This is a genomic window from Ideonella sp., assembly GCF_041914305.1.
Lineage (GTDB): Bacteria > Pseudomonadota > Gammaproteobacteria > Burkholderiales > Burkholderiaceae_C > Ideonella.
In genome coordinates, this window is sequence record NZ_JAYSDQ010000027.1 from 63,461 (window position 1) to 84,108 (window position 20,648).

The 20,648-nt window shown below is 69.9% G+C and carries 16 protein-coding genes and 1 pseudogene; 5 read left to right on the forward strand and 12 right to left on the reverse strand.

What is annotated here, in order from left to right; translation table 11 throughout:
* Positions 1-179 precede the first annotated feature (179 nt).
* Positions 180-908, forward strand: coding sequence for a class I SAM-dependent methyltransferase (locus ACE3SG_RS26725; RefSeq protein WP_374569304.1), 729 nt, complete (start codon positions 180-182; stop codon positions 906-908).
* A complete protein-coding gene (locus ACE3SG_RS26730) occupies positions 905-2,005 on the forward strand; it encodes a radical SAM protein (RefSeq protein ID WP_374569305.1) in 1,101 nt (366 codons plus the stop codon). The genes ACE3SG_RS26725 and ACE3SG_RS26730 overlap by 4 nt, the downstream gene beginning before the upstream one ends.
* Positions 2,006-2,031: 26 nt before the next feature.
* Here ACE3SG_RS26730 and ACE3SG_RS26735 read toward each other — a convergent pair whose 3' ends face one another.
* The 3 genes from ACE3SG_RS26735 to ACE3SG_RS26745 are packed head-to-tail and all read right to left on the reverse strand — an operon-like array spanning position 2,032 to position 5,628.
* A complete protein-coding gene (locus ACE3SG_RS26735; protein ID WP_374569306.1) occupies positions 2,032-3,609 on the reverse strand; it encodes an ArnT family glycosyltransferase in 1,578 nt (525 codons plus the stop codon).
* Positions 3,596-4,660, reverse strand: coding sequence for a glycosyltransferase family 2 protein (locus ACE3SG_RS26740; protein WP_374569307.1), 1,065 nt, complete (start codon positions 4,658-4,660; stop codon positions 3,596-3,598). The genes ACE3SG_RS26735 and ACE3SG_RS26740 overlap by 14 nt, the downstream gene beginning before the upstream one ends.
* Positions 4,657-5,628: a lysylphosphatidylglycerol synthase domain-containing protein gene (locus ACE3SG_RS26745; RefSeq protein ID WP_374569308.1), complete on the reverse strand. Its 972-nt coding sequence runs from the start codon at positions 5,626-5,628 to the stop codon at positions 4,657-4,659. The genes ACE3SG_RS26740 and ACE3SG_RS26745 overlap by 4 nt, the downstream gene beginning before the upstream one ends.
* A gap of 210 nt (positions 5,629-5,838) precedes the next feature.
* Here ACE3SG_RS26745 and ACE3SG_RS26750 point away from each other — a divergent pair, with 210 nt between their 5' ends.
* Positions 5,839-6,825 carry an NAD-dependent epimerase/dehydratase family protein gene (locus ACE3SG_RS26750; RefSeq protein ID WP_374569309.1) on the forward strand — a complete coding sequence of 329 codons (987 nt, stop codon included), beginning with the start codon at positions 5,839-5,841 and terminating at the stop codon, positions 6,823-6,825.
* Positions 6,826-6,882: 57 nt separating this feature from the next.
* On the opposite strand, the gene ACE3SG_RS26755 is transcribed toward ACE3SG_RS26750, so the two are convergent.
* From ACE3SG_RS26755 to ACE3SG_RS26775, 5 genes are all read right to left on the reverse strand, one after another.
* Positions 6,883-7,998: a hypothetical protein gene (locus ACE3SG_RS26755; RefSeq protein WP_374569310.1), complete on the reverse strand. Its 1,116-nt coding sequence runs from the start codon at positions 7,996-7,998 to the stop codon at positions 6,883-6,885.
* A gap of 133 nt (positions 7,999-8,131) precedes the next feature.
* A complete protein-coding gene (locus ACE3SG_RS26760; protein WP_374569311.1) occupies positions 8,132-9,220 on the reverse strand; it encodes a hypothetical protein in 1,089 nt (362 codons plus the stop codon).
* Between the two features lie 138 nt (positions 9,221-9,358).
* Positions 9,359-12,193, reverse strand: coding sequence for an ExeM/NucH family extracellular endonuclease (locus tag ACE3SG_RS26765; protein ID WP_374569313.1), 2,835 nt, complete (start codon positions 12,191-12,193; stop codon positions 9,359-9,361).
* A 90-nt stretch (positions 12,194-12,283) separates the two neighbouring features.
* Positions 12,284-12,676, reverse strand: coding sequence for a DUF488 domain-containing protein (locus ACE3SG_RS26770; protein ID WP_374569314.1), 393 nt, complete (start codon positions 12,674-12,676; stop codon positions 12,284-12,286).
* Between the two features lie 9 nt (positions 12,677-12,685).
* Positions 12,686-13,666 (reverse strand): tripartite tricarboxylate transporter substrate binding protein BugE, encoded by a 981-nt coding sequence (locus ACE3SG_RS26775; protein ID WP_374569315.1) that lies wholly within the window; start codon positions 13,664-13,666, stop codon positions 12,686-12,688.
* 146 nt (positions 13,667-13,812) lie between these two features.
* On the opposite strand from ACE3SG_RS26775, the gene ACE3SG_RS26780 reads away from it, so the two are divergent.
* Complete coding sequence (locus ACE3SG_RS26780) at positions 13,813-14,937, forward strand: DNA alkylation repair protein (protein WP_374569316.1); 1,125 nt, start codon at positions 13,813-13,815, stop codon at positions 14,935-14,937.
* A gap of 96 nt (positions 14,938-15,033) precedes the next feature.
* On the opposite strand, the gene ACE3SG_RS26785 is transcribed toward ACE3SG_RS26780, so the two are convergent.
* From ACE3SG_RS26785 to ACE3SG_RS26795, 3 genes are all read right to left on the reverse strand, one after another.
* On the reverse strand, positions 15,034-15,522 hold the full coding sequence (locus ACE3SG_RS26785; RefSeq protein ID WP_374569317.1) for a histidine phosphatase family protein: 489 nt from the start codon (positions 15,520-15,522) through the stop codon (positions 15,034-15,036).
* A gap of 23 nt (positions 15,523-15,545) precedes the next feature.
* Positions 15,546-17,678, reverse strand: coding sequence for a polyphosphate kinase 1 (ppk1, locus tag ACE3SG_RS26790; RefSeq protein ID WP_374569318.1), 2,133 nt, complete (start codon positions 17,676-17,678; stop codon positions 15,546-15,548).
* A 64-nt stretch (positions 17,679-17,742) separates the two neighbouring features.
* Positions 17,743-18,663 carry a UDP-2,3-diacylglucosamine diphosphatase gene (locus ACE3SG_RS26795; RefSeq protein ID WP_374569319.1) on the reverse strand — a complete coding sequence of 307 codons (921 nt, stop codon included), beginning with the start codon at positions 18,661-18,663 and terminating at the stop codon, positions 17,743-17,745.
* 204 nt (positions 18,664-18,867) lie between these two features.
* Here ACE3SG_RS26795 and ACE3SG_RS26800 point away from each other — a divergent pair, with 204 nt between their 5' ends.
* On the forward strand, positions 18,868-20,454 hold the full coding sequence (locus ACE3SG_RS26800) for a M4 family metallopeptidase (RefSeq protein WP_374569320.1): 1,587 nt from the start codon (positions 18,868-18,870) through the stop codon (positions 20,452-20,454).
* A 99-nt stretch (positions 20,455-20,553) separates the two neighbouring features.
* On the opposite strand, the pseudogene ACE3SG_RS26805 reads toward ACE3SG_RS26800, so the two are convergent.
* A pseudogene (locus tag ACE3SG_RS26805) lies at positions 20,554-20,648 on the reverse strand (ABC transporter ATP-binding protein); the annotation flags it as partial.

Here is a 20,648-nt window from a genome sequence, read left to right on the forward strand (position 1 = left end):
ATGGATGGCCGGGCTCGGCACTGACAGCACCTCCCCCTAGGTTGACAGACTTTGGCCGCCCGGCCAGCTAACGTGCAAAAAGCACGCAACATGTGAGCACCCCGGGACTAGGATGGTTTCGTCCTCGCCGCCGGCGCAACGCCGGGCGCTGGGCAGAAAAAAAACGGGGGGTAAGCAACATGGGCCATCACACGGCGCCTGCCAGCCGTCACGGCACAGGATCCGAGCACACCGATCCCGCGGGCCACGCCGCCCCGCACCCGGCGCCGCTGAAAGAGCGTCTGCAACGGCACTGGCGGGCGCGCCGCCTGCGGGCATTTGCTGACCGGCTCGGTGCCCGCCCGGGTGACCGCATCCTCGACCTGGGCGGCAACATCGAGACCTGGACGCTGGCCGAGCAGCCCTACCGGCTGACCTTGCTGAACACGTCGGCCGCCAGCGCCGGCACCTTGCGACCGTGGCGCCTGCCCACCAACGGCGCCGAGTGGCGGGTGATCGTCGGCGACGCCACCGACCTGGGCCAGTTCGCCGACCAGTCGTTCGACATCGTGTTCAGCAACAGCGTGATCGAGCACCTGGGCGATGCCGAGCGCGTGGCCTGCTTTGCGCGCGAGGTGCGCCGCGTCGGCCGCAGCTACTGGGTGCAGACGCCGGCCTACACCTTCCCGATCGAGGCGCACACCGGCCTGCCGTTCTACTGGTTCTACCCGCGGCCGCTGCGCAACGCCTGGGCCGCCTGGCAGGACCGGCGGCACGCCCACCAGCCCTGGCACTGCCCGCTGGCGCAGACGAGCCACCTGAAGCTCAGCCTGCTCAGGCAGCTGTTCCCCGAAGCCCAGGTCTACACCGAGCGCGTCGGCGGTTTCGCCAAATCGTGGTCGATGTACCGCCGCGGGAGTCGGCCATGAAGCCGCGCCAGGTGGCTCGGTTGGTGTCGCTGGGCAGCCAGCGGCTGGGCCAGGAACTGCGCGAGGCGATTCAGCTCGGCACCGGGCTGGAGTTGTCGCGGCCGTTCGCGATCCGGGCCCACCCGACCGAGCGCTGCAACTACCGCTGCGGCTCGTGCGCCTGCTGGCGGCTGGACGACTACCCGGCCGAGATGAGCCTGGCGCAGTGGCAGCACGCCTTCGCCGATCTGCAAGCTTATGTCGGGCGCTTCAACGTGCAGTTCGCCGGCGGCGAGCCGCTGATGTTCAAGCCCTTTCTCGACCTGGTGCAGTGGTGCGCGGCGCGGCGGATCCACTGGGGCATGATCACCAACGGGTCGGCGCTGACGGCGTCGAATGTGGCGCGCATCGTGGCGGCGTCGCCGCTCAACGTGGACATCTCGGTCGACGGCGCCACCGATGCGGTGCACGACGCGTCGCGCGGCATGCCCGGCTCGCTGGCCCGCATCCGCCAGGGGCTGCAGCGGCTGCGCTCAGCGCGCGACGCGGCGGGCGGCAGCTTCCCGATCCGCATCAAGGCCACCGTGCACCGCCAGAACCTGCACGAGATGCGCGACCTGGTCGACTGGGCCGTGCAGGCCGGTGCATCGTCGGTCGATTTCAGCCCGGTTCGCCCATGGACGACCGAGGTCAAGCGTGACCTGTGGCTGCGCCCGGCAGACGACGCGCAGCTGGCGCAGGTGGTGCAGTCGCTGGTCGCGGCCAAGCGGGCGGGGGCACCGATCGAGACCGAGGAGCGCCGGCTGTTGTCGTGGCCGGCGCACTTCCGGGGCGACCGGGTGCAGCCCGCGCGCACGCCCTGCCGGGTCGGGCTGCGGGACTTTCACATCCTGGCCAACGGCGATGTGCGCACCTGCTGGGAGTACCCGGTGATCGGCAACATCACGCGCCAAAGCGCACGCGAGATCTGGACCAGCGCTTTCGCGCGCGAGCAGCGCGCCGAGACCTTGCAGTGCTCGGCGCTGGGCTCGCCCCAATGCGCCAGCTCGTGCCTGTCGCACCGCACGATCGCGCAGGACTGGAAACGCGTCGTGCTGCTCAGCCCACGGCAGGGGTGAGGCTCAGGGCGCGTCGCGCCGGTGTTTCAAGGCGCGCCGCGCCAGTGGATCAGCGCGATCCCGCGCTCTTCGAACACCGTGTCGTAGGCGTTGGCTTGGTCGGCCGGCAGCTTCTTCAGGTGGTCGACGCGGATCAGCGCCAGCTCGCCCGGCCGCGGCTTGCGGCGCGGCGTGGGTTGGCCGCGGTAGACCGAGAAACTGGGTTGGTGCAGCTGCCATTGCACGGCCGGCTCGGGCCGGTCGCGTGCGGCCAGCGCGGCGTCGCGCACAGGCCCTTGCAGCAGCGTGCCCCACCACGGCAGGCCGAAGCCCAGCAACACCAGCGCGACGACGCAGGCCGACAGCAGCGGCGCGGCGCTGGCGGCCAGCCCCTCGCGCAGGCGCGCCGGCGCCGCGGTGAGGCCGATCACGACACCGGCCGCGACCGTGCCGGCGATCATCAACCCCAGCGGCTGGCCGGCGCCGGCCAGCAAGGCGCGGTACATCGGGTGCTTGACCTGGCCGATCCACTGCGGCGCGGTCCAGGCCGGCAACACCACCAGCGCCAGCAGCGCGAGGCAGGCCAGGCCCAGTGCCCAGCGCATCACTGCGCCACAGCGCTCCAGCTCGATCGCCATCAGCAGCACGAATGGTGTGGCGCCATACAGCACGTAGTGCGGCAGCTTGGTGCCCGACAACGAGAAGAACACCAGCACGAAGCCGCCCCAGCCGAGCAGGAAGCGGCCGAGCGGGTCTTGCCAGTGGCCACGCACCCGCCGCACCACAGCGGCCAGCAGCGGCGCCCACGGCAACAGCAGCAAGGGCATCACAACCAGGTAGTAGGCCCAGCTGCCGCCGTGCTGCTCCATCGGGTTGCTGTAGCGCGCCAGGTTGTGCTTGACGAAGAAACCATCGATGAAGGCCTGGCCGTGGCGGTGCAGCGCATAGGCGTACCAGGGCGCGGCGATGCCGATCAGCAGCGCCCAGGCCGGCAGGTCGCTCACGGCCTGGCCGATGCGGCGCAGCGCCAGGCGCCAGTCCCAGGCGGTGACCAGCCAGACACCGGCCGCCGCCACCGGCACCAGCACCGCGACCGGCCCCTTGGCCAGCAGGCCCAGGCCCATCCAGGCGAACGCGCGGCGCAGCGGCGCCTTCTGCTCCGATTCGAGCCAGCGCCAGGCGTCGCACACGGCCATCACGAGCAGGAAGTTCAGCAGCGCATCGGCGGTCGCCGCGCGGCCGATCGCCAGCACACCGAGGCTGGTCGCCAACATCAAGGCTGCACTGACCGCCACCCGCCCACCGAGCCGCGGCTGCGCGAACATGAACAGCGCCAGCGCCCAGCCCCACGCGCACAGCGCCGACGGCAGGCGCAGCGCGAACTCGTTCAGGCCGATCACGCCGACGCTGGCCGCCTGCAGCCAGTAGACGAGGATCGGCTTGTCGAAGCGGTCCTCGCCGTTCAGCGTGGTGTGGCCCCAGTCGCCGCTTTGCAGCATCTCGCGCGTGGCTTCGCTGAACGCGCCTTCGTCGACATCGAACAGCGGCGCGGCGCCGAGCTGGAAGACCGCCAGCAGCAGCAAGGCCAGGGCCAGCGCCCAGGGCGCGCGCTTAAGAGCGTTCATGCCATGCATCGGCGTCGTTCAAATCGGGCTGCACCATCGTGTGGTACTGCCGCGCGTGGCCGCCTTCGTAGTAGATGCGGATCAGCAGCTCGGCCAGCACGCCGGTGCACAGGAACTGCAACCCACCGATGACCATGAAGAAGCCCAGGATCAGCAGCGGCCGGCCACCGACCGATTCGCCCAGCAGCTTCAGCACGCCGAGGTAGCCGAGGATCATCGTGCCGATGGCGCCGATGCCCAGCCCCACGGTGCCGAAGAAGTGGCCGGGCCGCGCGCCGAAATTCAAGAAGAAATAGACCGCCAGCAAATCGACCAGCACGCGGAAGGTGCGCGAGATGCCGTACTTCGATTCACCCGCTGTGCGGGCATGGTGGCTGACCGGCACCTCGGCCATGCGCGTGGGCGAGGTCACGGTCGCCAGCCAAGCCGGGATGAAGCGGTGCATCTCGCCATACAGGCGGATCTCGCGCAGCACCGGCGCGCGAAAGGCCTTCAGGCTGCAGCCCAGGTCCTGGAACTTCAGGTCGGTGACGCGGCGGATCAGGCGGTTGGCCAGCATCGAGGGGAACTTGCGCAGCGCGAAGCCGTCTTGCCGGTTCTGGCGCCAGCCGGCCACCATGTCGTAGGGCTCGTTCAGCAGCTTGGCCACCAGCAGCGGGATGTCCTGCGGGTCGTTCTGCAGGTCGCCGTCCATCGTCACGATGATGTCGCCGCGCGCGGCGTCGATGCCGGCCTGCATCGCCGCCGTCTGGCGGAAGTTGCGCAGCAGGCGCACCACCCGGATGTGCGGGCCGACGGTGGCCGCATGGTCTTGCAGTGCGCGGCCGGTGCCGTCGCGGCTGCCGTCGTCGACGACGATCAGCTCCCACGGCTGCGGATAGGCCGCCAGCGCCGCCTGCACCGCGTCGATCAGCGGCTTGGCGTTGTCGATCTCGTTGTACATCGGCACCACCACCGACAGGCGGTGCGGCTTCAGCTGGGTCAGCGCCAGCGCGCGCGCGGCGGGCAGGTCGACGGCCGTTGTCGGCGGGGTCAAGGGGGTGGTGCTCATTGCGTCTTGTTCTCCAACGTCGCCTTGGGCACTTTGGCCCAAGGCATGATCATCGCAGCCGCGGCCAGGGCCACCGCGAGGCTGAAGGCGTGCAGCGCCAACGCCCCGGCGGCCACCTGGGCGCCCGAGGCGTCGCCGGCCGCGCCGCCGTCCATGCGCGTGGCGGCCCAGACGCCGGCTTCGTAGGTGCCCAGGCCGGCCGGGCCTTGCAGCGGCAGCACCGAGGCCAGCTCGCCGCCCAGCGCGCCGCGCAGTGCGGCGGCAAGGTCCAGTGGCGCCAGCGCCTGCAGCACCAGCGCGAACACCGCCAGCTTGACCAGCCAGTTGGCGGCGCACAAGGCCCAGCCGAGGCGGTCGTTGCGGTGGGTCAGCCAGGCCGATTCGAAGCGCTGCACCGCCGGCACGCGGGCCGAGACGGCCGCCAGCGCCCGCGCGCCGAACAGCAGCACCAGTGCCCAGCCCAGCGCCAGCAGTGCGGCCCAGCCCAGGCGCGCCTGGTGGGTGAACGGCGGCAGCCACAGCGCGGCCAGGGTGGCCAGCACCGCGGCATCCTGCAGGCGCAGCCACAGCAGGCTGCGCAGCGAATCACCCAGCGGCACGCCGAAGCGGCGCTGCATCAGCAAGGGGTAGCCGGCCTCGCCGGCGCGCAGCGGCAACACGACGATGGCGGCGTTGTGGGTCAGAAACAGCGCCAGGCAGGCCATGAAGCCGGGCGCGGTGCCCCGGCCCGCATCGGCGGCGAACCACGAGCCCCACTCGCGCCGCAGCCGCTCGGCCCGCAGCGCATAGCTCAGGCCCAGGCCGGCCAGCGCCACGGCCCAGAGCCAGGCGGGGGTGGCAGCGAAGGCCGCGCGCAGCGGGGTCAGGTCGACCTGGCGCAGCAGCCACGCCAGCAAGCCCAGGCCGAGCGCGCTGGCAAGCAGCAGGCGCGTCCAGGGACGGCGCGCAGCGTCGGGCGTCGGGGGCATCGTGGGCACGGGAGGAATGGCGCGCGATGGTATCAGCAGGCCCCTGGGCCCTACGGGCCGTCCCCCGAGGGGAGCGAGCGCCTTGGGAGCGGCCCGGCGGCGCTCAGCAGGCCCCTGGGCCGTCGCCCGGCGGCCCGTCCCCCAGGGGGAGCGAGCGCCTTGGCCCCACCCCTGCGGCGCGCGGCGGTGCAGGGCTATCATCGGCGGCCCATGGCCCAGAACATCCTCGTCACCGGCGCGGCCGGCTTCATCGGCGCCCATGTGGCGGCCGAGCTGGCGCGCGCCGGCCACCGGGTCACCGGTGTCGACAACTTCAACACCTACTACGAGCCGCGGCTGAAGCAGGACCGCGTGGCGGCGCTGCTGCAGCCGCTGGCGGTGCCGTGCCAGGTGCTCGACCTGTGCGACGGTGCGGCCACCCGTGCGCTGATCGTGCAAGGTGGCTTCGACGCCGTGATCCACCTCGCCGCGCAAGCCGGCGTGCGGCACTCGATCAAGGCGCCGGCCGACTACATCCAGTCCAACCTGGTCGGCTTTGCCAATGTGATCGAGGCCTGCCGCGAGGCCGACGTGCCGCACCTGCTGTACGCCAGCTCGTCCAGCGTCTACGGCAACCGCACCGACGCGCCGTTCCGCGAAACCGACCGTGTCGACCGCCCGGCGTCGCTCTATGCCGCGACCAAGATCGCCAACGAGCTGATCGCCCACACCTACGCCAGCATCCACGGGCTGCGCTCGACGGGCCTGCGCTTTTTCACCGTCTACGGCCCCTGGGGCCGGCCGGACATGGCGTACTTCTCGTTCTCGCGCCGCATCCGCGCGGGCCAGCCGATCACGCTGTTCGCCGAAGGCCAGCTGCTGCGCGACTTCACCTGCATCGACGACATCGTCGACGCGGTGGTCCGGCTGCTGAACGCGCCGGCGCCCACTGCTGCAGCGAAAGAGTCCGACGTCTACAACCTCGGCCACCACGTGCCGGTGAAGGTGGTCGACTTCGTGCGCACGCTCGAAGACGCGCTGGGCCTGAAGGCGCAGATCGAATTCGGCCCGATGCAGCCGGGCGACGTGCCGGTGACCTGCGCCGACGATGGCCGCCTGCGCGCGCGCATCGGCGACTGGGCCTGCACCTCGCTGGCCGACGGCCTGACTCGCTTCGCGCGCTGGATCGAGGGTTGGGAGCCGGCCCACCCGGCCTGAGCAAGGCCTGGCACTGGCCCGCCGGCCTGCCTGACGACCCCACTCAGCGGATCGGCTTCAGCGCACCGGTGTCAGCACCAGCGTGCGCTGGAAAGCCGGGTCACCCTCGACCCGGGCATTGAGCAGGATCATGCCCTTGCTGTTGATGTACGAGGGCCCGCCCGTCACCAGGAAGCGGCCCTTCAACGGATCGGCGGGGTCGACCAGGTCTTCGACCTTGTGCATGCCGTTTTCCGCGTCCCAGTAGAAGGTCTCGATCACGCCGGCCCCGCGGCGCACCAGGCGGCCCACCACCTGGCCGCGGTGGTTGATGTCGAGCAGGTCGCCCGAATCGTTCGCGAAGGGCGTGCCGGCCGAGATGTCGACCATGCCGGCAGCGGCCGTCCAGATCACCGGGTGGACCGGCACCCCATGGCCGTCGACCCCCACCGTGCCGGACACCTGGCCAGCCACCTGCCTGCGGTCGTTGATCGACGACGCGTAGCAATAGGTCTTGGGCTGTCCGGCCAGCGGCATGCAGCCCACGCGCTCGACGACACCGCCCATCGACAGCACGGTGAGCTCCCAGTCGCGGCTGCCGGGCGGGTAGGCCAGCGCCAGCACCTGGCCCCGGTTGTTCAGTGCCATCGGCTCGGAGCGGTCATAGCCGTTGGGGTGGATGTCGACCATGCCGGTCTGCTGCGTCCAGACGAAGGCGTGCGGCAGCTCGGCGGTGGCGCCGGTGTACCAGCCGGTGGCCACGCCCCGATCGTTGAGGGCCATCACGCCGCTGTCGCCGCCGCCGGCCGACAACCCGTCCATCAGCTGCGTGCCGGTGTCAGGGTGCCAGACGAAACCCACGTGGGGCGCGCCATCGACAAAGGGGTGGTCGATGCTGCCGGCGACCTGGCGCTGCTTGTTGAGGTCGATCAAGAGCACGCTCGGGTGCCGGGTCGGGCCGTGCCAAGGCTTGCGGCCGGTCGACGCCGACCAGGCAAAGTTCTGGCTGCCGGTGCGATGGCCCATGCTGTAGCCGATGACCTCGCCGCGCTCGCTCAACGCGCTGCCCTCGCTGCGGTCGTGGCCCTCGGGCAGGCCGATGTCGGTGACGCGGTAGGTCGGCGGCGCCGCCCACGCCGTGGCGGCCAGGCACAGGCTCACCAGGCCGGCGCCGAGCGCCGTTCGCATGTTCAAGGTCGAAATCAAATCGGGCCCCCATCTTGTAGATCGTGGCCCGAACGATAACCGGGCAGCCGCATGGCAGATGGCAACGCCTCGGTGCAGGCCCGAAAGGTGGCCCGCCGTGAGGACCTGACCCCGATGCCGCTCAGCGCACCGGCGTGAGCACCATCGCGTGCTTGACGCCGCTGATCTCGCCGGACAAGGCGATCTGGCCGCTGGCGTTGATGCCGACGGGCACCGTGTAGCGCACCCTGCCAGCCAGCGGATCGGCCGGGTCGATCAGGTCGGCGATGTCGTGCAGGCCGTTGGCCGCGTCCCAGTAGGCCGCGCGGTAGAAGTTCTGCACCATGAGGCTGCCGACCACCTGGCCGACGGCATTGATCGCCTGGGCCTTGACTTCATGGTCGGCGTAGGGGCCGCCGGCGGCGATGTCGCGCATGCCGGCTTCGGCAGACCAGATGAAGCCATGCGACCGGCTGCCCGTACCGCTGACGCCCACGACTTCACCGTTGTTGTTGATGCCCAATGCCTGGCTGTGACAGGGCTGGCCGTTGTCGGCACCGATGCAGCCGAGCCGCCGCCATTGGCCTTGGCGGCCGACGACGATGGCGCGCTGGCGGCCATCCGCCAGCATCATCGTGCCGGCCACCTGGCCGTACAGGTTGATCGCCTGACCGTAGCTGCCCGGTGCACCCGCCGGGTTGCGATCGACCATGCCCGTCGACCCGCTCCAGACGAACAGGTGCGGCGCGCCATCGGCCGCGATGGCCGTGCCCACCACCTGGGCGAGGTCGTTGACGGCGTTGCCAAAGCTGCTGCCGCCCGGGACCAGCCCGCCGAGCAGGCGCACGCCGTTCGACTCGGTCCAGACGAAGGCCTGCGACGTGAAGCCGCCCTGCCCGTCCTGGACCTGGTGGGTACCGACCACATGGCCCCGGTTGTTCAGGAGACCCAGGTCGTTTCTGCCGCTGGTGAGTGGCGTGTCCCACCAGCGGGTGCCGCCTGCTGCCGACCAGAGGAAGGGGCGAATGCCGATCTGCTGATCGGCCACGTCGGCCTGGCCGAGCACCTCGCCCGCATCGTTCAATGCCACAGGCTGCGTCGCCGACGCCCCCTGCGGCAGGCCGAGATCGGTGACGCGATAGGTCGGTGGGGCGGCTTGGGCAGAGGCTGCCAGAGTCAGACCGATCAGGGCCGCGAAGCGGGCCATCTGCAAATGCGCAATCCTGAGCAAGAACGCCTCCGTGGTTTGGTGTGAACCCCGACGATAACCGGTTAGCTCCGCATCAAGCGGGTCGTGCCCCTAGAACAAAAAAGCCCGACCAGGGTCGGGCTTCGTGGGCAGCCGGTTGCCCGGCTGTCGATGTGCGGGTCAGCGCGCGGCGCGCTGAGCAGCCTCGAAGAAGATCAGGTCACGCGACGGCAGCACGTCGGCCGCGAGCACGCCCTTCAGGATGACCAGGTCTTTCCAGCCGGCGTTGTGGCCAATGCCGTCGGTGTCGATCTGAAGCTTGGCGCCGTTCAGGCCGTCGCGCAGCCGCACCACCTGGTCGGCGACCGGGTCGGTGCCGCCGTAGCCGATGCTGATGAGCAAAGCCCTCAGGTCGATGCGGTCGGTGCCGGGCGCGAAGTCGAGGATGGTGTCCTTCGCGTCGCCCATCTTGGTGTAGGTGAAGACGTCTTCACCGGAACCGCCGGTCAGCTTGTCGGCACCGCCGCCGCCGATCAGCTGGTCGTCGCCGGGCGTGCCCACCAACTTGTCCTTGCCGGCGCCGCCGCTGATCGTCTTGACCAGGTACAGGCCGGTCACGACCGGGTCGTGGTCGGACGAGCGGAACGGCGTCGCGCTGTAGTAGTCGGGCCCGCAGTTGGCGCACAACGGCTTCTTGAACTCGGTGTTGTAGTCGATCACCGAGGGTTCGTCGGCGTTGATGTGCCACTCGATCGCATCGGTCAGCTGGGTGGCCATCGTGGCGCTGGCCAGCGCGTGGTCGAGCCGGCCCGAGGCGCCGTCGAACACATACGAGTAGCCGAAGCTGTTGAAGCGGCCGATCTGGTCGGCGAAGCCGCCGCCGGCAAAAGCGATCACCGGGTCTTCCTGGGCATACGAGTTCATGTCACCCAGCAGCAGCGCGCGGTCGGTGCCAGCGCCCGAGGCCAGGCCCATCACCCAGCTGGCGGTGCGATGCGCCTGGTCGACACGGTGTGCGTTCCAGCAGCCCTGGCCATCGCCCGCGTCGAAGTTGCCGTCGTAGTCGGGGTCGCTCTGCGCCGGGCAGCTGCCCTTGGACTTCAGGTGATTGACCACCAGCGTGAAGCGCTCGCCGTTCAGCGCGGCAAAGGTCTGCGCCAGCGGCGGGCGGTTGTGCACCGGGTCGGTGTCGCTCTGGGCCGCGTTGACCAGCGCAATGCGGGCCGGCTTGTAAATCATCGCGACCTTGATCGCGTCGGTGCCGGTGCCGCTGGCGGGGTCGGCCACGGCCGCGTAGGTGCCGGCGCCGACCTTGGCGTTCAGGCCGTCGACCAGGTGGCCGACCGCCGTGGCGCCGTTGTTCTGCATCTCCATCAGGCCCAGCGCATCGGCATCGATCGCGGCGATGGCCTCGATGATCTTGGTGCGCTGGCGCTGGAACTCGGCCAGGTTGTTGGCGCCGCGGCAGTTGGACGGGGCGCTCACGCCGTCGAGCGTGCAACCCTGGCCGGTGTGGCCGTCGACATCGGTGCCGTCGGTGAAGGTGGTGAAGAAGTTCAGCACGTTGAAGCTGGCCAGCTTCAGGTTGCCGGGCACCGGGGCCGGCGCGTCGGTGCGCGGGTTGTCGCGCGTGAAGTTGACCGCGCCGACCGGGTGCAGCTTGTAGTCGCCAAAGCCAGCGTTGCTGCTGGTGGCCAGGCCGTAGTCGACCACGCCGGTGACCGAGGCCACCGTGTCGCCGCTGCGCAGCGTGTTGCCCGGGCCGATGTAGGGCGTCGGGTCGGGGTTCTGCACCGTGGTGCCGTCGTCCAGGATGATGCGGCTGCGGGCGTTGGCATCGGCCAGCGCCAGGGCCTCGGCCGTGCCGGGGCGGTAGCGGTTGGTCGGCGTTTCCATGCGGCCGTTGGCCGACAGCGTGACCTGGCCGTAGCGGCCCTGGAAGTAGTTCTGCGAGGCGGTCAGCGGGCCGTTGATCGTGACCAGCATGCCTTCGACACGCTCGAGGTCGTCGTTGCTCGCTTCAGGGAAGGTGATGACCGTGGGCGTGATCGTGTGGCCGCTGGACAGCACGTTCAGGTTGGCGACACCGGTCAGCTCGGTCACCGGGTGGGCCGCGGTGTCGGTGTTGCCGGCGGCGCCGGTGTTGAACTCGCTGATGTTGGCGGTCAACTGCACCAACTGGCCGACCGAGACGGTGGGCGCGGCGCCGGTGTAGACGAAGATGCCGTCGGAGGTGGCGCTGTTGCCGTCGCCCACTTCGTCTTGCATGAAGAAGCCGTTGTTGTTGACCCGCGTGACGACACCCGAGGTCTTCACCGGCTGGCCGGCGAACGGGCTGGCGGCGCCGCTGCCCTGGATCTCCATGATCGTGCGCTCGGTCGGGCCGTCGATGACGCAGCTGCCCAGCGGTGCGCCGGTGTTGCGCGGCGCCGGGGCGCCGGCGGCGAAGTCGGTGGCGTTCTGGTCGGTGTCGGTGCAGCCGGCGGCGGCGCGCAGGTCGGCGGTGGTGTTCGACGGCGCCGGCGCGGCGCCCGAGCCTTCGAAGTAGTTGGCCGTGCCGAAGCCGACCAGGTCGACGATGCTCGGTGAGTTGGGCTTGTCACCGACCAGCGCGACGGTGCTGCTGACCAGCGCGACCTTGCCGCCGGTCGCGCTCATGAAGATGGTGCCGATCGCGTCGGGCGTCGGCAGGTCTTGCGTGCCACCGGTGCCGGCGGCTTCTTGCACCAGGTAGTACTGGCGCGGCTGCAGCACCACGCCGGACAGGTCGGTCTTCAGCCAGGTGCCGGTGCCGGTGGTGGAGTTGTACTGCACCGACCAGCCGGCCAGCGCGACCGGGCTGCTGCCGGCGTTGAACAACTCGATGAAGTCGTTCTTCAGCGTGGCGCCGGAGTTGCCACCGCCGCCGTAGACCTGGCTGACGACGACGCCGGAGGTAGAGGCCAGAGCCGGCAGGGCCAGGCCGGCAGCCAGGAACGCGGCGAACAGCGGCCGCAGGTGAAATCGGTTGCGCATGGGTGGTGTCAGAGATCGTTGGAATGAGGGCGCGAAGCCTAACGATCCAGCATGACACCGCCATGTCGCGGTGCTAGTTACTTACAGCACTTACTCCGGCGCAATCTGCGCCCCCTGCTCTTGCAACAGCGCGCGCAGCACCGAGCGGTGGCACTGCGCCTCTATCTCACAATAACAACCGACCGAAAAGTGACTTTGGTGTGACAGCGCCGCCAGCAGCGCGATCGAGCGCGCCGCATCGGGCTCGGCCATCTCGTGCCGGTAGGCCTTGACGAACGCCGCCCACTGCGCCGGTGTCTCGGCCTGCTGGCCGAGCTTCATCGTCTCGACGCTGGGGGCCAGGTTCGGGTACCAGACGTCGTAGTAGTTGCGCGACGCGAACTCGGCCTTCGGCACACCGCGCGGCGGCCGCCGCACGGTGCCGATGCGTGTGCCTTCACCGGGGCCGCGCGCGCTGCCCAGCTTGACGATGTGAACGGGCATGGAAGCCGATCAATCGAGCTTCAAGCGCTGCAACTGCACGACCCGCTTGTAGGTCATCAGTTCGTCCTGGATCTGCTTGGCGAAGTCGGCCGGCGAGTTGGCGATGATGATCGAGCCGGTGTCTTCGATGCGCTTCTTCACCTCGGGCATCTCGACCGTCTTCTTGACCGCGGCGTTGATCTTGTCGACCAGCTCCTTCGGCAGGTTGGCCGGCGCATGGATGCCGTAGTAGGCCATGCGGTTGACCGGCGTGAGGCCGACCTCGGCGAAGGTCGGCACGTTCGGCAGCGCCGCCACGCGCTGCGGTGCGGCCACGACGATCGGCACCAGCCGGCCGTCCTTGATGAAGGGCAGCGCCGACGGCAGGTTGTCGAAGATGATCGGCACCTGGCCGGCGACCACGTCGTTCAGGGCCGGGCCCGCGCCGCGGTACGGGATGTGGGTGACGAAGGTCTTCGTCAGGCTCTTGTACAGCTCCATCTGCAGGTGGCCGATGCCACCGGTGCCCGAGGTGGCGAAGCTGTACTTGCCGGGCTTGGCCTGGATCTCGGCCAGGAAGCCCTTGTAGTCCTTGGCCGGGAACGAGGGGTGCACCGCGATCACGTTCGGCGTCGCGGCGATGTTGATGACCGGCGTGAAGCCGGTGATCGGGTCGTAGGCGATGGCCGGGTTGATCGCCGGGTTGGCCGCGGTGGTCGACACCGTCGCCATGCCCAGCGTGTAGCCATCGGGCGCGGCGCGCGAGATCTCGGTGGCGCCGACGATGCCGCCACCGCCGCTCTTGTTCTCCACGATCACCGTGCCGCCGAGGTTGGGCCCCAGCTTCTCGGCCACCACGCGGGCAATGATGTCGGTCGTGCCCCCGGGGGCGAACGGCACGACCAGCCGCACCGGCTTGGTCGGGTAGCCCTGGGCCTGGGCCGGTGAGGCCACCCAGGCACAGGCCAGCAAGGCGGTGGTGGCGGCAACGAGTCGGCGGCGAGAGGTCATTCGCGTCTCCAGAACAAAGTGGCGTTCGTTGAATGATGTCAGGAAAGAGCCGCCTGCATGCTCGCGCCGGCACTGCCAGCAGGGTTTGTGGGAATCACGTAGCCAGGGCCTGCGAAGGCCTATCGTTTTCACTATGCTGCGGCCCCATGCCCGACGCCTTCAAGAACCTGATCAACGCCCGCACGGTGGCCGATGCCGCCACTCACCTGCACGCCGCGTGGCCCGCGTTCGACCGGCGCCGTTTCGAGCGCCTGGCCGGCCAGGGGCTGGACGGGCTGGAGATGAAGGCCCGCGCGATGCAGATCGCCCAGGCGCTGGACAGCTGCCTGCCAGGCGACTTCGAGCGCGCGGCGACCCTCATCGAGGCGGCGCTGGCCCCGGTGGACGACCAAGGCGACGCAGCGCGGGCCGGTGGCCTGAGCGGCTGGGTGCTCTGGTCGCTGGGTGAATTCGTCGCCTGCCGCGTTGCGCAGCGCCCGGCCGACCTGCACCGCGGCCTGCAGTGCCTGCACGCGCTGACGCAGCGTTTCACCGCCGAGTTCGCGATCCGCCCGCTGCTGCGCGACCACCCGGGCGAGGTCTGGCCGGTGCTGAAGCGCTGGTCCGAAGACCCGAGCGCCGCGGTGCGCCGCCTGGCCAGCGAAGGCAGCCGCCCTCGCCTGCCCTGGGGCCTGCGGCTGCAGGCCTCGGTGGCCGACCCGCGCCCCGCCTACGCGGTGCTGCAGCGGCTGCAGGACGACAGCGACGAGGCCGTGCGCCGCAGCGTGGCCAACCACCTGAACGACATCGCGAAAGACCACCCCGACCTGCTGGCCGACTGGCTGGACCAGCACCTGCCCGAGGCCAGCGCCGAGCGCCGCGCGCTGCTGCGCCATGCCAGCCGCACGCTGATCAAGCAGGGCCACCCCCGTGTGCTGGCGGCCTGGGGTGTGGGTGGGCGGTTCAAGGGCGCGGCGTCGTTCAGCGTGTCGCCCAACCAGGTGCAGATCGGTGACGAGCTGACGCTGGCACTGCAGCTGCAATCGCGCTCGCGCAGCGCGCAAACCCTGGTGATCGACTACGCCGTGCACCACATGACGGCGCGCGGCATACCGTCACCCAAGGTCTTCAAGGGCTGGAACCTGACGCTGGCGCCCGGCGAAGAACGCACCCTCACGCGCCGCCACAGCCTGAAGCCGATCACGACGCGGCGCTACTACGTGGGGTGGCATGCAGTGACGCTGAACATCAACGGCACACAAGTCGCCGACGCCGGATTCACGCTGGCCTGATGCGACATGCGCGGCAGCCCGTCACCCATGCTGGAGCCCCCGCTCGGAGGGGGCCGGAGGGAGCCCAGTGTTCGGGCAAAGCCCTGAACTCGTCTATCAGACGAGGTCAGGGCTTTGCACCGCAACCAGCACCACCTCGCCACGGTCTTCACGCGGGCGGTGGCGCAGCCACCAGACACCGCCCTTGCGGATCGACCACGGCACCAGCAGCTCGGCTTCGGCGCCGAGCAGGCGCGCGCCGGTCATCAGGTAGGCCGCCGTCAGGCCCAGCGTCGGCTGGTGGCCGACCACCAGCACCGGCTCGCGGGCATCGGGCCAGCGCACGGCGGCCAGTAGCCCTTCGACCGAGCCTTCGGGGGCCAGCGCGTCCGACACCTTGAACTTGCGCTCCAGCGTCTCGGCCGTCTGCCGCGCGCGCAGGGCCGGGCTGACCAGCACCTTGGTCGAATGCGGTAGCACCTGGTTCAGCCAATCGGCCACGCGGCGGGCGTGGCGCTCGCCCTTGCCGGTCAGGCCACGCGCCGGGTCGTCGACGCCATCGGCCAGCTCTTCGGCTTCGGCATGGCGCCAGAGGATCAGGTCCATTTGCGATCCAGTCCCCGGCCCGTTCAGCCCGCGGTGCCGGCGCTGAAGCGCGCCATCAGCGCCTGCTGGGCGCTGGCACCGCCGCGCTCGGCGCGGTAGCTGCCGTCGCTTTGCAGCAGCCAGGCGTCGCGGCCGTCGTGCAGGTAGGGCACCAGGCATTCGTCGAGCACGCGCTGGCGCAGTTTGGCGTCGCGCACCGGCCAGGCCAGCTCGATGCGGCGGAACATGTTGCGCCCCATCCAGTCGGCGCTGGACAGGTACAGCGCCTCGTCGTCGTCGCCATCGCCCCAGCGGAAGTACAGGATGCGCGAATGCTCGAGAAAGCGGCCGATCACCGAGCGCACGCGGATGTGGTCGGTCTCGCCGACCAGGCCCGGCGGCAGCATGCAGGCGCCGCGCACCACGAGGTCGATCTTGGCGCCCGCGCGGCCGGCCTCGACCAGCGCGTGGATCAGCACCGGCTCGGTCAGGGCGTTGCACTTGACAACGATGCGGGCCGGTCGCCCGGCGCGCGCGGCTTCGGCCACCTGGCCGATGTGCTTGACCAGGCGGCGGTGCAGCACGAACGGCGCGGTCAGCAGGTGGCGCGGCGGCTTGACCCGCGTGAGGCTGGCGATCTGCTGGAACACGCCGTCGGCATCGGCCGCGATGCCGGGGTCTGCGGTGAGGTAGCCGATGTCGGTGTACAGCCGCGCCGTCTTCGGGTTGTAGTTGCCGGTGGACAGGTGCACATAACGCCGCAAATGCGTGACACCGCGGGGCGTGACCTCGCGGCGGGTGACCAGCAGCAGCTTGGCATGCGTCTTCAGCCCGACGATGCCGTAGACGACCTGCGCGCCGACCGCCTCCAGCCGCTCGGCCCAGTTGATGTTGGCCTCTTCGTCGAAGCGGGCCTTCAGCTCGACGACGACCATCACCTCTTTGCCCCGGCGCGCTGCCTCGATCAACAGGTCCATCAGCACCGACTTTTCGCCGGTGCGGTAGACCGTCTGCTTGATCGCCAGCACCTCGGGGTCGTGCACCGCCTGGCGCAAGAACTCGATCACCGGCTCGAAGCTCTCGAACGGGTGGTGCAGCAGCACATCGCGCTCGCGCAGCGTGTCGAAGAACGGATGGTGGCGCGACAGGCGCCCCTCGGGCCAGGCCGGCTCGTAGCGCGGAAAGCGCATCCACTCGCCGCCCACCAGGTCGTCGGCCTGGTCGATCAGCTGGGTCAGCCGCACCAGGTTGACTGGGCCGTTGACGCGGTACAGCGCCGCGTCGGGCAGCTGAAACTGCTCGAGCAGCAGGCGCCACAGCTGCTCGGGGCAGCTGTTGACCACCTCGAGCCGGATGGCCTGGCCGAAGTGGCGCGTGGTCAGCCCGCTGCGCAGCGCCTGGCGCAGGTTGGTGACGTCGTCTTCGTCCACGTCCAGGTCCGAATCGCGGGTGACGCGGAACTGCGAGAAGAACTCGACCTCGCGGCCGGGGAACAGGTCCTGCAGGTGCGCCCGGATCACGCTGGACAGCAGCACGAAGCCTTGCTGGCCGACGCGGCACACCTCGGGCGGCAGGCGGATGACGCGCGGCAGCACCCGTGGCACCTTGACGATCGCGATCTGGCTTTCGCGGCCGAACGCGTCGCGCCCGCCCAGGCGCACGATGAAGTTCAGCGACTTGTTGGCGACCTGCGGGAACGGGTGGGCCGGGTCGAGCCCGACCGGGATCAGCAGCGGCCGCACCTCACGCTCGAAGAAGCCGGCCACCCATTGGCGCTGGGCCGGGTCGCGGTCGTCGTGGTTGATGACCTCGATGCCATGGCGGGCCAGGGCCGGCATCACCTCGTCGTTGAAGACGGCGTATTGCTCGTCGATCAGCGCGTGGGCCCGCGCGGCCACCTCGGCCAGGTCGGCCCGCGACGCCTCACCGGGCGCGGCGCGGGCCGCCTCGAGCGTGTCGGCGAATCGCACCTCGAAGAACTCGTCGAGGTTGGACGAGACGATGGTCACGTAGCGCAGCCGCTCGAGCAGCGGCACATCCTCGCGCTGGGCCTGGGCCAGCACACGGCGGTTGAACTCCAGGATCGCCTGCTCGCGGTTCAGCAGCGCCAGCGTCGGGCTGGGGGGGCTGGGGGCGGGCGCGTCCACCGTCGCCGCGCTGGGCAAGAAATCGCTCATGGTCCGAGTTTATGAATCTGTTGTGACAGCGGCATGACCCTTTTGGCGCGTCCTGGCGTCGCCGTCAAGTGCCCATCGCCGGCGCACAGGCCGGTGCACAGGCCGCCACCGGCTCGGGCACGCGCGGCGGCGCGGCGGGGGCTGCCGGCGGCAGCGTGACCACCCCGGCGGCCTGCCCGGCCAGCGCCAGCGCGGTGTGTGTCCAGTCGATCAGCTCGAGCCGGCCGTCGGCGTGTTCGGCCAGCGCCGTCAGGCTCTCGACCCAGTCGCCATCGTTGGCGTAGAGCATGCCGTCGATCTCGCGCAGCTCGGCGTGGTGGATGTGGCCGCAGACCACGCCGTGCACGCCGCGCTTGCGCGCCTCGCGGGCCACGGCGGCCTCGAAATCGCTCACGTAGCTGACGGCCCGCTTGACCTTGAGCTTCAGGTATTTCGACAGGCTCCAGTACGGCAGGCCCAGCCGCGCGCGCATGCGGTTGAGGTGGCGGTTCAGCTTCAGCGTGAACTCGTACAGCGAGTCGCCCACATAGGCCAGCCACTTGGCGCACTGGATCACGCCGTCGAACAGGTCGCCATGGGTGACCCACAGGCGCCGGCCGTCGGCCGTCTCGTGCACGCAGTCCTCGACCACCTCGACGCCACCGAAGCTGTGGCCCAGGTACTTGCGCGCGAACTCGTCGTGGTTGCCCGGCACGAAGACCACACGCGTGCCCTTGCGCACTTTGCGCAGCAGCTTCTGCACCACGTCGTTGTGGGCCTGCGGCCAGTACCAGCCGCGCCGCAATTGCCAGCCGTCGATGATGTCGCCGACCAGGTACAGCGTTTCGGACTCGGTCGACTTCAGGAATTCCAGCAGCGCATGCGCCTGGCAGCCGGGCGTGCCCAGGTGGATGTCGGAAATCCACAAGGTGCGGTAGCGCAGCGATGGGTGCGCGGTCTCGGCGGCAGGCACCGGGGGCGACAGGTCGAGAGCGGCGGTCTGCATGGTCTTGCATGCTCGCGACTGCCAGTGACGCGGCCGTGAAAAGGTCATGAAGGTTCAATGAACATGGCTTGTTCAACGATCTTCAGCAAACCCCCTTATTCAAAGGTGAAAGCCTTGTGACAGAAGGTTGGCGCCGACATCATGCCCCCACGCACCTGAACCCAGGTCGCGACCGACTTGATTCCGCCCACAAGGAGACCCAGCTTGAATTCGCAACCTCTTCGTCGCGTGGCATTGGCCTGCGCCGCCTTGTTCAGCATCGCCGCCGCGCCGATGGCGCAAGCCGCACCGGCCGGCGACCACCCGGCGGCCGTGTCCCGCGCGCTGGCCCACCTGCAGCAAGACGCGCGCTCGGCCAGCGGCCATGGCTTCGAGGCCCGCGACGTGATCGTCGATGCCGATGGTGTCGAGCATGTGCGCTTCACCCGCCGCTTCCAGGGCCTGCGCGTGATCGGCGGCGACGTCGTCGTGCACAGCCACGCCGACGGCGCGCTGCGTGGCCTGTCGCGCACGCTGGCCTCGGCCCCGATGCTGGCCGTGCAGCCCAAGCTGAAGGCCGCCGACGCCGAATGGCTGGGCCTGGCCGCCGCGCACGTCGCCACCGGCGCCACCGTGACCAGCGAGCTGGTGGTGTTCGCCCACGATCAGAAGCCCGCGCTGGCCTGGGACGTGCTCTACACCGGCCAGACGCCCGAAGGTGCGCCGACCGAGAAGCACGTGATCGTGCATGCGCACACCGGCAAGGTGCTCGACAGCTTCGACGACGTGATGCACGCAGCCGCGGTGGGCACCGGCCACAGCCTGTTCCTGGGCACGATCGATGTCGACACCGACTCGCAGCAGACCGGCGGCTTCGCGCTGCGCGACACCACGCGCGGCGGCCACGCGGTGTACGACCTGAAGGGCAAGTTCAGCGGCACCGGCACGCTGTTCACCGATGCCGACAATGAATGGGGCGACGGCACCAAGAACGACCGCGCCACGGTGGCCGTGGACGCCGCGGCCGGCCATGCCTACACCTGGGACTACTACCTGAACGTGCACGGCCGCCACGGCATTGCCGACGACGGCAAGGGCGCCACCTCGAAGGTGCACCAATCGCTGTTCGGCCTGCCCTGGGTCAACGCCTCGTGGAGCGACAGCTGCTTCTGCATGAGCTACGGCGACGGCGACGCCAGCAACTGGCCGCTGGTGGCGATCGACGTGGCCGGCCACGAGATGAGCCACGGCGTGACCTCGCGTACCGCCAACCTCACGTACTCGGGCGAGTCCGGCGGCTTGAACGAATCGACCTCGGACATCTTCGGCTCGATGGTCGAGTTCTACGCCAACATCCCGGCCGAAACGCCCGACTACCTGATCGGCGAGCGCCTGTCGCGCACCGGTGCGGGCCCGCTGCGCACGATGATCCAGCCGAGCGTGGACGGCGCGTCGGCCGACTGCTGGTACACCGATCTGGGCAAGCTCGACGTGCACTACTCGTCGGGCGTCGGCAACCACTTCTTCTACATGCTGGCCAACGGCTCGCAGCCGCTGAACGGCGAGCCGTCGAAGACCTGCCAGGACGGCGACACCCGCGTGGCCACCGGTACCGCCGACGTCAAGGGCGTGGGCCGCAAGAAGGCCGAGAAGATCTGGTACCGCGCGCTGTCGGTCTACATGACCTCCAGCACCAACTACCACCAGGCCCGCGAAGCCACGCTGGCCGCCGCGGCCGACCTGTACGGTGGCGTGGGCTCGAAGGTGTGGAACAAGGTGAACACCGTCTGGGCGGCAGTCAACGTCAAGTAATCCCTTCCGTTTTGCTCCGGAAGTTTGTGGGCCACCTTCGGGTGGCCTCTTTTTTGGCCGCGGCGTGGGCCGCCCACCTGGCCGGTGGCGGCGACAGCCTTACTCGCCCAGGTAAGCGGCGCGCACCTTGGGGTCGTCGAGCAACTGCTTGGCGGGCCCGCTCATGGTGACCTCGCCGGACTCCATGACGTAGC

Coding starts and splice junctions, on each gene's coding strand:
- ACE3SG_RS26740 (WP_374569307.1), bottom strand. CDS start 4,660: ATGAGCACCACCCCCTTGACCCCGCCGACAACGGCCGTCGACCTGCCC.
- ACE3SG_RS26795 (WP_374569319.1), bottom strand. CDS start 18,663: ATGCAGACCGCCGCTCTCGACCTGTCGCCCCCGGTGCCTGCCGCCGAG.
- ACE3SG_RS26785 (WP_374569317.1), bottom strand. CDS start 15,522: ATGGACCTGATCCTCTGGCGCCATGCCGAAGCCGAAGAGCTGGCCGAT.
- ACE3SG_RS26765 (WP_374569313.1), bottom strand. CDS start 12,193: ATGCGCAACCGATTTCACCTGCGGCCGCTGTTCGCCGCGTTCCTGGCT.
- ACE3SG_RS26770 (WP_374569314.1), bottom strand. CDS start 12,676: ATGCCCGTTCACATCGTCAAGCTGGGCAGCGCGCGCGGCCCCGGTGAA.
- ACE3SG_RS26735 (WP_374569306.1), bottom strand. CDS start 3,609: ATGAACGCTCTTAAGCGCGCGCCCTGGGCGCTGGCCCTGGCCTTGCTG.
- ACE3SG_RS26750 (WP_374569309.1), top strand. CDS start 5,839: ATGGCCCAGAACATCCTCGTCACCGGCGCGGCCGGCTTCATCGGCGCC.
- ACE3SG_RS26725 (WP_374569304.1), top strand. CDS start 180: ATGGGCCATCACACGGCGCCTGCCAGCCGTCACGGCACAGGATCCGAG.
- ppk1 (WP_374569318.1), bottom strand. CDS start 17,678: ATGAGCGATTTCTTGCCCAGCGCGGCGACGGTGGACGCGCCCGCCCCC.
- ACE3SG_RS26730 (WP_374569305.1), top strand. CDS start 905: ATGAAGCCGCGCCAGGTGGCTCGGTTGGTGTCGCTGGGCAGCCAGCGG.
- ACE3SG_RS26780 (WP_374569316.1), top strand. CDS start 13,813: ATGCCCGACGCCTTCAAGAACCTGATCAACGCCCGCACGGTGGCCGAT.
- ACE3SG_RS26775 (WP_374569315.1), bottom strand. CDS start 13,666: ATGACCTCTCGCCGCCGACTCGTTGCCGCCACCACCGCCTTGCTGGCC.
- ACE3SG_RS26745 (WP_374569308.1), bottom strand. CDS start 5,628: ATGCCCCCGACGCCCGACGCTGCGCGCCGTCCCTGGACGCGCCTGCTG.